11 protein-coding genes are annotated in these 12,463 nt (G+C 64.2%); 5 read left to right on the top strand and 6 right to left on the bottom strand.

The window, feature by feature from the left end; translation table 11 throughout:
* The coding region (locus GGQ59_RS14655; RefSeq protein ID WP_183819942.1) for a BamA/TamA family outer membrane protein at window positions 1-1,278 on the top strand (1,278 nt) is incomplete at its 5' end.
* A gap of 10 nt (window positions 1,279-1,288) precedes the next feature.
* Here the strand turns inward: GGQ59_RS14655 and GGQ59_RS14650 are convergent.
* The 4 genes from GGQ59_RS14650 to GGQ59_RS14635 all read right to left on the bottom strand — a co-directional run bounded on the left by GGQ59_RS14650 (window position 1,289) and on the right by GGQ59_RS14635 (window position 6,555).
* Window positions 1,289-2,674 (bottom strand): efflux transporter outer membrane subunit, encoded by a 1,386-nt coding sequence (locus tag GGQ59_RS14650; protein WP_183819940.1) that lies wholly within the window; start codon window positions 2,672-2,674, stop codon window positions 1,289-1,291.
* 4 nt (window positions 2,675-2,678) lie between these two features.
* Window positions 2,679-4,661 (bottom strand): MacB family efflux pump subunit, encoded by a 1,983-nt coding sequence (locus GGQ59_RS14645; protein WP_183819938.1) that lies wholly within the window; start codon window positions 4,659-4,661, stop codon window positions 2,679-2,681.
* A 1-nt stretch (window position 4,662) separates the two neighbouring features.
* A complete protein-coding gene (locus GGQ59_RS14640; protein ID WP_183819936.1) occupies window positions 4,663-6,015 on the bottom strand; it encodes an efflux RND transporter periplasmic adaptor subunit in 1,353 nt (450 codons plus the stop codon).
* A gap of 123 nt (window positions 6,016-6,138) precedes the next feature.
* Window positions 6,139-6,555 (bottom strand): EF-hand domain-containing protein, encoded by a 417-nt coding sequence (locus GGQ59_RS14635; protein WP_183819934.1) that lies wholly within the window; start codon window positions 6,553-6,555, stop codon window positions 6,139-6,141.
* Between the two features lie 191 nt (window positions 6,556-6,746).
* Between GGQ59_RS14635 and GGQ59_RS14630 the strand changes: the two genes are divergently transcribed.
* A complete protein-coding gene (locus GGQ59_RS14630; RefSeq protein WP_183819932.1) occupies window positions 6,747-8,198 on the top strand; it encodes an ATP-binding protein in 1,452 nt (483 codons plus the stop codon).
* A gap of 36 nt (window positions 8,199-8,234) precedes the next feature.
* Here the strand turns inward: GGQ59_RS14630 and GGQ59_RS14625 are convergent, their stop codons facing one another.
* Window positions 8,235-8,960 (bottom strand): response regulator, encoded by a 726-nt coding sequence (locus GGQ59_RS14625; RefSeq protein ID WP_183819930.1) that lies wholly within the window; start codon window positions 8,958-8,960, stop codon window positions 8,235-8,237.
* A gap of 165 nt (window positions 8,961-9,125) precedes the next feature.
* On the opposite strand from GGQ59_RS14625, the gene GGQ59_RS14620 reads away from it, so the two are divergent.
* The 3 genes from GGQ59_RS14620 (at window position 9,126) to GGQ59_RS14610 (ending at window position 11,524) form a co-directional block, all read left to right on the top strand.
* Window positions 9,126-9,839 carry an HWE histidine kinase domain-containing protein gene (locus GGQ59_RS14620; protein WP_343074343.1) on the top strand — a complete coding sequence of 238 codons (714 nt, stop codon included), beginning with the start codon at window positions 9,126-9,128 and terminating at the stop codon, window positions 9,837-9,839.
* 447 nt (window positions 9,840-10,286) lie between these two features.
* Window positions 10,287-10,670, top strand: a complete 384-nt coding sequence (locus GGQ59_RS14615) for a helix-turn-helix transcriptional regulator (RefSeq protein WP_183819926.1) — start codon at window positions 10,287-10,289, stop codon at window positions 10,668-10,670.
* Window positions 10,671-11,200: 530 nt separating this feature from the next.
* Window positions 11,201-11,524 (top strand): helix-turn-helix domain-containing protein, encoded by a 324-nt coding sequence (locus GGQ59_RS14610; RefSeq protein WP_183819924.1) that lies wholly within the window; start codon window positions 11,201-11,203, stop codon window positions 11,522-11,524.
* An 87-nt stretch (window positions 11,525-11,611) separates the two neighbouring features.
* On the opposite strand, the gene GGQ59_RS14605 is transcribed toward GGQ59_RS14610, so the two are convergent.
* Complete coding sequence (locus tag GGQ59_RS14605; protein WP_183819922.1) at window positions 11,612-12,175, bottom strand: hypothetical protein; 564 nt, start codon at window positions 12,173-12,175, stop codon at window positions 11,612-11,614.
* Window positions 12,176-12,463 lie beyond the last annotated feature (288 nt).

Here is a 12,463-nt window from a genome sequence, read left to right as displayed (position 1 = left end):
TCGATCCAAGAGCTTCCGGGCTCCGCCCCGGACCGCACGATCCTCGACGTCGACGTGACCGAACAATCCACCGGCAGCTTCCAGATCGGCGGCGGCGTTTCTTCGGACAGCGGTTTCCTAGTGAATGTCTCCCTGGAAGAGAGGAACCTGTTGGGCCGTGGCCAGTACGTGCTCGTTGACCTGTCGACCGCGACGCGTTCCCAACGGGCACAGGTGACCTTCCGCGAACCACGAAGCCTCAACCGCAATCTCGCGACGGGAATATCCTTGTACACGTCGCGCACGGACTACGAGGAAGAGGCTGGCTACTTGACGGATAGCGTTGGCTCTACGGTCGACATCGGGTTCCCTGTCTCCGAATTCAGTACCTTACGCCTGTTCTACGGTTTGTCGTCGAGCGAACTGATCTACGACAGATTGACCAGTGCCACGATAGGGGCGGACGAAAGCGCCGCTAACGTCCTGCTGCCAGGCGTTGAAGACGACGAGTACGAGGTCATTGCAACGCAATCGGACGGCACGAGCACGATCCAAACCGACGTCTGTAACCTACGCTCCTATACTGGGGATCCGTACTGTGACAGCAGGGGGAGGTACGTCACTTCCCAGGTCGGCTACACCCTTCAGCTCGATCGTCGGAACAATCCGCTGTCGGCGACATCGGGCTTCAACTTGGCACTGTCTCAATCGTTCGCAGGTTTGGGAGGTGACGTCCGTTACCTGAAGACGACGGGCTCGGCGGCATACTATCAACCCCTGCCGTTCGATCTCAGCGCTGCGCTGCGCGCGAACCTTGGCTACATCGAAGGCTTCGGCGGTGACGGCGTTCGCATCAACGACCGCTTCTTTCTCGGCGGCAATCGAGGATTCCGTGGCTTTGACATCGCCGGGGTAGGGCCACGGTACTTTACCAGTTCAGGTGATCAAGCGCTTGGAGCGAAGGCTTACGGGATCGGTACCGTCGAGATTCCGATCCCACTCGAGCTGCCGCAGTACGGCATTAAGGCGGCCCTTTTCACCGACTTCGGCGTCTTGGGCGGCGTTGATGAGGAGGATAAGCTTGTGAATGCCGAGCTCGACCGGTGGGTCGACTACAACGGAGACGGACTCTACGATGCCCCGGTTCAGGACCGCTTCGGCTTCCGCCAGACTGCCGGGATTTCGATCAACTGGAACTCACCCTTCGGGCCCGTCCAGTTCGACATCGCCAAGACTCTGAAGAAGGAGGACTACGATGAAGATCAGTTCTTCCGCTTCTCGGCTGGTCGGCAGTTCTGATTCACATCCGTCAGCTGGACGACCAATCGCCTCCCAGTGCCCGGAAGAGGTCGAGAGCTGCCGTTAGACGATCGAAACGGGCAGTCACCAGCCCTGAACGAGCGCTACTCAGCGACCGTTCTGCGTCGAGAAGATTGAGAAGGTCGTCCGCCCCATCCTCGTAGCGCACCTGAGCGATGCGGAAGGCCTCGGCAGCGGCCTCAGCGGCGGTTATCAAAGCTTGTTCTTGCGCCGCGCTCGCCTGGAGACCGCTCAGAGCACGCTCGACCTCTTGGAAGGCGGTGAGGACCGTTCGGCGGTAATCGGCATCGAGTTCATCTAGGCGCGCCAACCGCTCCGCGAGTTGGCCGCGAAGGCGACCGCCCTGGAAGATCGGCTGGACGAGAGAGCCCGCAAAGGACGCCGTCGCCGCGGGGTCGGAGAGGCTGCTCGTGCCGACGCTGGCGGACAGGTCGATCGACGGGAACAATGCGGCGCGGGCCGCGGCCACGTCTGCATCAGCCGCCGCCAGATTCGCCTGCGCGCTACGGAGGTCGGGGCGTCGCAACAGGAGATCTGCCGGTAGTCCGGTCGCGATGGTCGGTACGTTGAACGACAAGAGGTCACGGTTCTCGAGCGGCGCGGGCGGCACCGCTTCGGCGAGAAGCAGCGCCAGCGCTTGGCGGCTCGCGTCGAGCTGCGCCTCGAGGCTCGGAATCTGACTGCGAGCTTGCGCGACCTCGGCGCGCTGACGCGCGAGGTCCTGGCCGGACACGGCGCCTTCGTCGTAGCGAAGCTGCACGATGCGCGAGATGCGTTCGAGCGCTTCCAGGCTCGACTGCGCGATCGCGAGGCTTTGGGCACCTGCGAGAACCGAAAAGTAGGCCGAAGCGGTATCAGCCGCAGTCGTGATGCGCAGGGCATCATCCGCGTAACGTTGCGCGTCGTAGCTCGCCGCTGCGCTACGACGGCCCGCCCTGTTGGCGCCGAACAGATCCAACTCATAGGAGATCTGCACGCTGCCCGACGTGGCTGTCCGCCAGGATTCGGTCGTAACGAAACCGTCTACAAGACGTTGCTGCTCGGCTCCGCTGTAACTCGTCTGTGCACCGACGCTAGCGTTCACCGATGGCAGCAGGCTGGCGCCCGCGATCCGAAGTCGTGCGCGAGCCTGCGCAACGCGCGCGGTGCTGGCGGTAAGGTCAAGGTTCTGCGACAGCGCCCGCTCGACGTAGTCTGCCAGCTCGGGTTCGCCGAAGGCTCTCCACCATAGAGCTGGCGTAGCGGTGCCGTCGGTCGCGATCCGGTAGCTCGCAGGAAGCGCCGCCTCCGCCTCCGCCTCGCGCCCTGGGGCAGGGACGCTCGCGCAGGCCGCGAGTGCGAGTACGGCAGTGCTTCGAACCAGAACGCTCCGCATTCCTCTACTCCGTCGCCAAGGCGCGCACCGGATCCATTCGGGCTGCCTGGCGCGCCGGCAAATAACCGAAGACCAGCCCGGTCACGACGGCGCAGCAGAAGGCGAGGATCGCTGGCTCTGGGGTCAGGGCAATCGTGGTGCCGAGCCGCGCTGCGCCTAGGGCCGTGCCCACCCCCGCGAGCACGCCGATCACGCCGCCAAGGCAGCCGACGACGAGCGCCTCCGTGCTGAACTGCAGCATAATGTCAGACCGGCGCGCGCCCGTCGCCATCCTCACACCGATCTCCCGGGTGCGCTCGGAGACGCTCACGAGCATGATGTTCATTACGCCGATGCCGCCGACTATCAGTGAGACCGCCGCGACCGAGCCGAGCAGGATCGTGAAGGTGCGCTGCGTCCCCTGAACCGTCTCGAGAAGGGAGGCGGTGTTACGGACTTGAAAATCTTCCGTTCCGTGCCGCGCGATCAAGCTCGAGACGATTTCGCTCTCGGTCTGTGCAATGGTAGCCGTGTCGGCGACCCGAACGGTAAGCGAGGACAGATAGCTACGGCCGAACAGCCTTACGAACCCTGTCGTGATCGGTACTAGGACGACGTCGTCCTGATCCTGTCCGAAGCTGCTCGCGCCGCGCTCTTCGAGAAGGCCGATGATGGTGAACGGGACGCCGCTGATCAGCACGTAGTTCCCGATGGCACCTCCGTTGGGGAACAGGTTGTCTGCGACCGTCCGGCCTAGTACCGCCACTGTGCTGTAGGAGGCAAGGTCGCTTGCCTGGAAGAAGGTCCCCTCGGAAACGTCCCGGCTACGCGCGGTCGGGTAGTCCGCGTTCGTCCCAGTGATGCTGGTGGCGTAATCCGTTCCGTTCGCTCTTAGCGTGGCACGGCCCTCGCGCTCAGGTACCGAGGCCAGCACGTTGTCGAGACCGGCGAGCGCCTCGGCATCGCCGACCGTGAGCGTCGCGACCGCATCGCCGCGGGTGCGGGTGCCGGGTGCGCCCGGCCGCACGAAGAGAAGGTCGGATCCCATCTCTTCGATGCGCGAGAGCACGTCGCGCTGGCTACCCTCGCCGATGGCTAGCATCGTGACGACCGCTGCCACGCCAATGACGACGCCGAGGAGCGTTAGGGCGGTGCGGAACACGTTGGCGCGAAGCGAGCGTAGGGCAGTCTTCACCGCTTCGCTTAGCCGCTGCGCAACGCCGACGGTGCCTCCGTCCTCGGCTGCGTCGGGCCGGTGTGGGCGGACGGCGATCCCGCTTCCCTCATCGCTGATCACCCGTCCGTCCCTGAGGGCGATGCGTCGCGGCGCGAAGGCGGCGACCTCTGGGTCGTGCGTGATAACGATCACGGTCCGGCCGGCGGCGTGCAGTTCTTTGAGGAGGGCCATGACCTCTTCGGAGGACCGGCTGTCGAGCGCACCGGTCGGCTCGTCCGCGAGGACGACAGCGGGATCGTTCATCAGCGCACGGGCGATCGAGACGCGCTGTTGCTGACCGCCCGACAGCTCGTTCGGGCGGTGGTGCGTCCGGTCGCCGAGACCGAGCGTCGCAAGGAGGGTGTTCGCGCGGGACCGGCGCGCCGGGGGCGGCGTTCCTGCGTAGATGGCAGGCACCTCGACGTTCTCCGCGGCGCTCACGTTGGACAGAAGGTTGTAGCGCTGAAAGACGAAACCGAAGGTTTCGCGGCGGAGCGCGGCGAGTTCGTCGGCTTCCAGACCTCCGGCGTCCCGGCCGGCGACGCGGTACCGGCCCGCTGTGGGGCGGTCGAGGCAACCAAGGACGTTCATCAGCGTCGACTTACCGGAACCTGACTGTCCCATGATCGACACGAACTCGCCTTCTCGGATGGTCAGCGAGACGCAGTCCAGGGCCCGTACCTCAGCCGGGCCGCTCCGATAGGTCCGACTAACGTCCTCAAGGACGAGAAGGGCGGCATTCTCCGGCGCGTTCGACCGGTCGTCCGACCGCCGGTCCTGCAAGTTGCTCATGCTAGCGGCCCATCATCGGCGGCGGAAACCCGCCGGGGCGCGCACCGTTCTGCCTGCGCGCCGCAGCCGGGGCGGGGGCCACCTCGCCGATCACGACCGCCTCGCCTACCTTGAGTCCTTCTAAGATCTCGGCGTCGGTCCGAGTCTTGAGACCAACCAGCACCGGGCGGGGGCGGAGCTCTCCGTCGGTCATGACCAGCACCATGCCGACCTCGCCGTCCGGGTGCTGCGCCTTCGCCTCTCGGACTGTCTGAAGCGCTGCGCTAGGCGCAGGCGTCGCCTCGGCCCTCGCAGCGAACGGGCCCGTACGCCGCGCCAAGTCAGGCGCGCTAGCCCCGTCTCCCTCGCCAGTCTGCGGCACTGCGCTCCGCCCGCCCGCCGGTCGGCGCTGGAGCGCCGCCAGGGGCACGCTGACGGCCTGCTCTGCCTTGTCCTCGATGAAGAAGACCTGGGCCGACATCTCCGGTAGGAGAACGCGCCCTTCGTTCATCACGTCGAGCAGCGCTTTGTAGAGGACGACGTCGTTGACGACCTCAGGCTGCGGAAGCACCTGACGAACGGTCGAGGTCCACTGCCGCTCTGCGTCGCCGAGGGTGTTGAAGCGGGCGGGCATGCCGGGCGTAAGGCGGCTGACGTCGGTCTCGGAGACCTCGGCCTCTACGACCATCTCACCGAGGTCCGCGATCTGCATGAGGACCGGCGCGGCCTGGTTCGCGTTGAGGGTCTGCCCCTCGCTCGCCGATACGCTGACGATGGTTCCGCTCATCGGCGCGTAGATCTTCGTGTAGTTCAGGTTCGTTCGGTCCTCGTTGAGGGTCGAGGTGACCCGCTCGATTTGCGCCTCGATCTGTTCCACTTGGGCCGCGGCGACCTCGAGGGCGGCTTCGGTGGCCTCAGTGTCCTGCGCGGAGATGGCGTCCTGCGCGCGCAGCCGTTCGTTGCGCGCCGCTTGTACGCTGGCAAGTCGGTGTTCGGCGCGCCGTTGGGACAAGGTCGCCCGCAGTTCGCGCAGCTGCGCCTCGTCCGCCGCGACCCGCGCCTCGAGGACGGCCGGATCGATCTCTGCGAGGAGCTGGCCCTTCTCGACCTCATCGCCGATCTCGATGGCGATGTTGGTGAGTTGGCCCGACACCTGCGCGCCGACGTCCACTGTCTCGCGCGGTTGGAGTTTGCCGACCGCCGTGACGACCATTTCGAGGTCCGAGACCGTCGCGGTCGCGGTCCGGTAGGCCGATTCACTGCCCGACGAGGCGCCGCGCAGCACGAGGGTTCCTATGAGAACGGCGAGGACGACCGCGCCGACGACCATCCACCCCTTCTGATTGGTGCCCGCAGAGCCGCGAGAGTTTGTCATACCGGAGCGCTCTACGCTGGTTTCGTCGCTCGTTACTGTCAGCATGGGGCTACTTCGTCGCGATGTGTAACGGGGTGGGTCGATCGGGCTTGGGCGGCTCAACGTAGGGAAGCGTTCTGGTTCTTAGCGCCTGGGGGGCATGTCGCCCGGCGGCTGGCGGCGCCCCCGTCCGCCGCCGCCGGGACCTTCGGTACGGATGGCCATCTCGCGCACGAGCTCGCTGCGACTGAGAGCCTCATCCTTGTTGCGATCGAGCGCTTCGAACTCGTCGCGCAGGTGCTGGGCGAACTCTTCAGCATCGACGCTGCCGTCACGGTTGCGATCGAAACTGAAAAGGCCTGGCAGCGCACCCTTGCTTCCCAGGTTCCGCTCCGACCACTCGGTGAAGGCGATACCGGCAATCCGCGCCTGCCCGCCAGCGTCGGCCCAGCCTACAGCGATGCCCGCCTCGGCCTCGGGCCAGGTGACGATTGTGTCATGGTCCTGATCGTATCCGGCAAACAGGAGGGCGACAGGCCGCGCGTAGAACTCGCCGTTCATTAGGCCGCCCCCGCCGCCGAAGGATGGCGGGCCGTCCCCGCGCGGCGGGCCGCGCCGGGTCGAACACCCGGATGACAGGCTCGCTACCGCTGCGAGTCCCAAGATCAGAACGCCCCATGTGCTCCGCACGTCACCGATCCTTCGCCTCGCTTCTCGATGCTACCTCTGTACGTCTTCAATCCTGCGCCCGTATGTCCGGCATGTTTCCGGCCCGACACCGAGTGGCATTCCGCGGCAACGTAGCGGGAGCATCAGACGAGCCTCGTAAGGAACTGCATATGCTCGGTTTGGGCAGGGTGAAGCGATCTATGGGTTTAAGGGCACCGATCCTGGCGCAGGTCGTCGGCCTCGTGCTGTTCAGCGTACTCGTGTCGCAAGCGGTAAACGTCGCCGTCATCCTGACCTCGCGCCCACCGGAGAGGACGAGGTTCGAGGCCGCGGAGGTGGCGAGCGTGCTCCTCGGAGAACCGACCCAGTACGCCCAGGAGCGGCTGCGGGCCCAAAGAGCTCCACACCCTCCAGCGGATAGCGAGGAGGACTTCGTCGAACGCGAGCTGAGGCAGACGCTCGCAACGACGCTGGGACGGGATCCGTCACAGGTGCGCGTCGTGTTGCGGCGCGGGCCGGGACCACAGCTGCCGCCGCTCCCGCCGGACGTCAGGCGCGGTATGCCGCGGCCTTCGGCGCGGCCATACGGGGTTGGACCCCAACGCACCGAGGGGTTCGTCGCCGCCGCGCGCGGCAAGGAGAGCTGGGTGTGGGTCACGCCTCGCCGCGGCGCCCTAATCGAAGCCTGGCAGGCGCGGCTCCTCCTTTGGCTCCTCGCGACCATGTTGCTCGTGCTGCCGATCGCTTACCTCTTCGCGCGTAGGCTGACCGCGCCGATCCGCGCCTTCGCCGACGCAGCGGAACAGCTAGGACGGGATCCGCAGGCCGAGAACATCGCGCTGAGCGGTCCGGCCGAGGTCGGCAAGGCGACTGTGGCCTTCAACGAGATGCAGGCCCGCCTCAGGGCCTACGTCGATGACAGAATACGGATGATCGGCGCGATCGCTCACGATCTCCGTACGCCGCTCACCCGCCTGGCGTTCCGCCTCGAAGGACTCGAAGAGCCTGCCCGGCGCAAGGCGCAAGCTGATATCAAAGAGATGGAAGACATGATCGCGGCAACGCTCTCCTTCGTCCGCGATGCTTCGCGCGTTCCGAGCAAGGAGAGGCTCGATTTGCGGGCGCTCGTCGAAAGCGTGACGGACAATGCCGCCGAGATGGGAGGGCAGATTAAGGTCGAGCCCGGGAACCGGCTCGTAGTGCACGGCGATCCCATCGCGTTGCGCGCACTCTTGACTAATTTGCTCAACAACGCGCTGACCTATGGGGGAGGCGGGGCAACAGTACGGCTGGGCTCAGAAGAAGGCAGGGCGTTCGTAGAGATTGACGATGACGGCGCTGGCCTGCCACCGGACCAGCTCGAGCGTGTCTTCGACCCGTTCTACCGGGCGGAAGGATCACGCAATAAGCGAACGGGGGGAATCGGCCTGGGTCTCTCGGTCGCTCGAACGGTTGCTCGGGCCCATGGCGGCGAAGTGGCACTGAGCAATCTCCCCGAAGGGGGGCTGCAAGCTCGGGTTACCCTGGCGACATGATGCAGCGAAGCGGGCCTATCACCGAGCACCATACATTCAGACTCTGCGAACCCGCGGTGTGAACATGTAGCCTTCGTTTCTGATCGTCCGGATCAGTTCGGAGTCTGCCCCGTTGACCCGCAGCTTGCGCCGAAGTCGGCTGAGTTGCACGTCTACGGCCCGATCATAAGATTCAGTGTCTGCTCCGCGGGCGGAGTCCAGTAGCTGATCGCGGCTTAGAACCCGCTGGGGTCGTTCTACGAAGGCACGAAGCAGACGGAATTCGCCATCGGTGAGGTTGACGATCACACCGTCCGGGTCCCGCAGCGTTCTTCCTAATAGTTCGAGGCGCCAACCTTCAAAGGTCAACGCTTCGCTCGCGCTCAGACCCGAGCCCTGAACGTCCGGACTTTGCAGTCCCTCATGGCGTCGCAGGACCGTACGAATGCGTGCTAGTAACTCTCTCGGGTTGCAGGGCTTTGCGAGATAGTCCTGAGCGCCCATCTCAAGGCCGACGATCCGATCGATGTCGCCGCCGATCGCGGAGAGCATGATTACAGGAGGTCCGTCCCTCAGCGATCTCAAGGCGCTCAGTCCGTCCTCACCCGGCATCATCACGTCGAGTACGATTAAATCGTAGGGGTTCTCCGCCAGCGCTGCCCGCATCTCTCCAACATTGGCGACAGCGTCGGCATCGAATCCGTGCTGGCGGAGGAAGGCATTGACGAGTTCGCGTATCTCCTCATCGTCATCTACGATCAAGATGCGTGTCACTAGGTCCATAACTGAGGAAGATGCCCGGCTGAGTTGAACGCGACCAGATGTTTCATATCCATTTTCCTCCCACTGAACGTGACGTTTCAGATAGACGCAGTGGCATACGATCCGCTGACATTCGCTGGCAAAAAAGAGACATGAAGAAGAACCTAAGATCCTCGGAGGTTCACGATGTCTCGCCAACGTTCCGCCATTCCTCTTGTTACAGCCTCTCCTTTCGTTTCGCTTGATCCCAGTAGTTTCGCCTTGCCTAAGGGCATGTACGAACGCGAACTCCTTCACAGGATGAACAACATCTTCGCGATGATCTCAGCACTGATCGAGGTGAACAGACGGAAGATCGACAACGTAGACGAACTAGCCGATACGCTTCTTTCGCAGACCGCCGCTTTGGCATCGGCTCACCGAACGTCCTCCGGCTTGCACTGCACGGACGGAGACGACGAAGCGCACTCATTAGCTTGGTTCGCGGATTCCATGCTGACTGATTTGGGGCGTGCCTTCTTATCGGCGGAGTGGCGGTCGGACGTCTGTCTCGACGCAAACACGTTTCTGCCGCGGGGCAGGCTCGAAGCGCTATCGATGATACTGTACGAACTCGCGACGAACTCAATCAAATACGGAACGACAACTGGGAACAGGCAACTGATCAACGTCTTTATCGGAAGCGAAACACCGCAAAAAGTGCGTGTATCTTGGACTGAGACGACCCACCTAGGCTCAGGACGTGGAGACGAGTTCGAGTTGAGAAGCAAAACATCGCAGGGTGGGTTTGGGTCAGTATTATTGGCACACTGTGCACGTACCCTTGACGCGACGATCGAACGAATGGTCGAAGGCCATACATTCGAAGTCAAACTTACCTTTCCTGTCCATGCGCACTGATCGCGTACCTCCTTCCCGTTCCGCGCCGCGGCTACGGAATGGCAAGGGGCGGGGCATGACCCTCGTGATATACTGTGAACTTGGATAAGTATTCACTTTGCAAGAGAGCCAATTTTGTCGCAGGTCCTGGAGTGAAAGTCGGAGTGTCCTCAAACTGAACCGTAGTGAACTTTGCTAATGGCGGCGTCAGGCCTGACAAAACACTCCGCTCGCGTCACGTCGATGTCCGCTTCTGCGCCATTCGGGCTTTGATACTCAAACGCTTAACAAACAGGTGAGCTGGAGACCAATCTGCGGCGCTTCTTGGCAAGAAGCAGAATGTACGCGGTAGACTGATAGTGAGGTCGTAGAAGGCACACGATCCGCCCTTCCAGTAGGGTGAGGCGAAAAATGTGCGCGACGTAGCTTCCAGAATGCCCTAAAGGTTGGACTAAGAATGAGGTCTAGATGACAACCTCGGACCGTGCCGCCGCTCTTTTCAGAAGGCTCGAACAGAACCCAGCGGCCCGCGCCGCGCTCGAGGAGGGGCGGATGGCACAGCGGGTTGCTGGTCTCGTCCGCGACATGCGTGAGGCTGCTGACCTCAGCCAATCGCAGCTCTCGGAGAAGCTCGGGTGGTCTGAAGAGCGGGTCGTCGAGATCGAGAACCCAACCGAACCGACGAATCTAACCTACGCGGCGATGAACGAGATCGCCAAAGTCTGCGGCTTCCGTATGCCGACAACCGTCAAGGAGCTACCACACTGGTCACCTCGCGGTCGTCCTCCGGGAATGCTCGCAGGCCTCAAGTCAACGCTGAAAAGCGTGCTACGCCGCCTTTGCGCAAAGTGATGACGGCAACGCTTCGGAAGGTCGTCGTCAGTCTTCGATCTCCTGAAGCCCGATAGCATCTCATTCGAGCGACTCAGTCGTCGTCACCTAGCCGACGGTTCGCTAAAGCATTCGCGCAGGCCACCGAGCACCCCCGAGGAAGCCGTCTTCGACAACCGGAACATCTCGGTCGGTTGGCGCCACGCCCGCTGCGTGCGCCGACACAGAGGCGGTAGGCAGCCATCGCGTCCGAGGTTGGCCGCTTCCGCGCCGAGCATGACCCGTTACGCCAAGTGCCAGTCGGCGGCGAGGTCTAGCTCATCAGTGCTGAGCGCGGTGATCCGCGTGGGTCTACGCGTCGACCGTCCGCGCTCGTCTCGCTTGCGTCGACGTCGTCTAGGGGGTGGCCTCTGAGTAAGGCAGAGCGCCGAGCTTGATGCTGAGGACGTCGTGGGGCGCACCCTCACGCGAGCGCGGATCTCAACGCCGTTCGCTATCTACGCCGATCTCGGCACATGGTATGCTCAACCTTAGGCAAGGAGGAGATCGCGTTGGCCGGTTCGGATATCAGTGGGGCCGACTTTCTTGCGATGCTGAAGAGCGATCCTGTCATTCGCGACGCCATGGAAGAGGGGCAGGTCGCGCATCGCGTCGCATACCTTGTCCGAGAGATGCGGGAAGCCGCCGGCCTTGCTCAGTCGGAGCTTGCCGAGAAGGTCGGTTGGCCGAAGGCGCGCCTCGTCAAGATCGAGAATGCCAGCACGCCGAGCAGGGTTAGCTACGCCGCGTTGAACCGGATTACCGAGGCTTGCGGCTTCCGCATGCCGGCAAACGTCGCCGAGCTTCCGCGCTTGTCGGACCCAAAGCGTTCATAAGCGGCGCCGGCGGATGCGTCGTGCCGATGCCGGAATGCGCGTTAGCGTCAGGAGTCTCGACAGCGTCAGACCCGGACCCTCTGGTGCTTAGAGCCGGGCGCAGTAGCGGATCCCCTTCGTAACGTCTGGATCGCCCTCGAACGTTCCTGCCGGGACGATCTGGTCGATCCGGACCCAGCGGGGCACCTCGGCGTACTGGATCTGCACGATGGGTGGGTCGACCTTGACGACGAGGCCGCAGGCCGTCCGGTCGCCTGGAGCGAGCGACGCCCGCCAAGGGGCAAGGCTCGCCTGGTACTCGGCCTCTCGCTGGGCAGCTTCTTCCCGCTCGAGTTCAGCCTGCCGCTCGGCCTCGACCGCTGCGGCGTCATAGGCGGCAGCAGCGGCTCGCAGCTTATCGGTCTGTTCCGCCGCGAAGCCCGCACGATGTGCTGCCGCATCCGCGTAGAGCCGATCGAGGTCGAGACCGGCGAGCGCTTCCCGCATCCACGGCGGGTGCGCGGCGTAGGAGATCGGGTCCGCCGCTGCGCCTTCCGGCGTGAAGCCGGCCGCCGCGGCGGCAGCGGTCTTGCCGAGGACGCCGCGAGGAGCGGTGAGGACCGAGTTGCAGCCGGTGTAACCGGCGACGCGCCGCGGCGCCTTCTCCTTCACGATGCAAGCGTCGTTGCGGCCGCGGACCCTGTCGCGCACCTCGCCAGCAGCGGCGAGCCCGACCGACTTGTCGCTCGCGCGGAGCCAGACCGCCTCCTGGTTCGGGTCGGCGAGGTTGCCGGTCAGCGAGACCTCCCAGCTGTCCTAGCCCGTATGGCGGAGGTAGACGACCTCCGCGTCCGGCGGTGCGACAAGGCCCCGTTGACCGCTTCGCGGCTCGCCGACGCCGAGGTCGCGGACGATCGACCAGCCGTCTGTCAGGGGCGTCTGCGACGCGCCGGTCGCGCA

Source organism: Parvularcula dongshanensis (assembly GCF_014199615.1).
Classification (GTDB): domain Bacteria; phylum Pseudomonadota; class Alphaproteobacteria; order Caulobacterales; family Parvularculaceae; genus Parvularcula; species Parvularcula dongshanensis.
The sequence above is the reverse complement of the archived record's forward strand: the minus strand, read 5'-3'. Positions and strand labels throughout refer to the sequence as shown.

Bases quoted from the DNA above. Each gene is read 5' to 3' on its own strand.
- GGQ59_RS14635 (WP_183819934.1), bottom strand. From the start codon at position 6,555: ATGAACGGCGAGTTCTACGCGCGGCCTGTCGCCCTCCTGTTTGCCGGA.
- GGQ59_RS14615 (WP_183819926.1), top strand. From the start codon at position 10,287: ATGACAACCTCGGACCGTGCCGCCGCTCTTTTCAGAAGGCTCGAACAG.
- GGQ59_RS14640 (WP_183819936.1), bottom strand. From the start codon at position 6,015: ATGACAAACTCTCGCGGCTCTGCGGGCACCAATCAGAAGGGGTGGATG.
- GGQ59_RS14645 (WP_183819938.1), bottom strand. From the start codon at position 4,661: ATGAGCAACTTGCAGGACCGGCGGTCGGACGACCGGTCGAACGCGCCG.
- GGQ59_RS14625 (WP_183819930.1), bottom strand. From the start codon at position 8,960: ATGGACCTAGTGACACGCATCTTGATCGTAGATGACGATGAGGAGATA.
- GGQ59_RS14650 (WP_183819940.1), bottom strand. From the start codon at position 2,674: ATGCGGAGCGTTCTGGTTCGAAGCACTGCCGTACTCGCACTCGCGGCC.
- GGQ59_RS14620 (WP_343074343.1), top strand. From the start codon at position 9,126: ATGTCTCGCCAACGTTCCGCCATTCCTCTTGTTACAGCCTCTCCTTTC.
- GGQ59_RS14630 (WP_183819932.1), top strand. From the start codon at position 6,747: ATGTCCGGCATGTTTCCGGCCCGACACCGAGTGGCATTCCGCGGCAAC.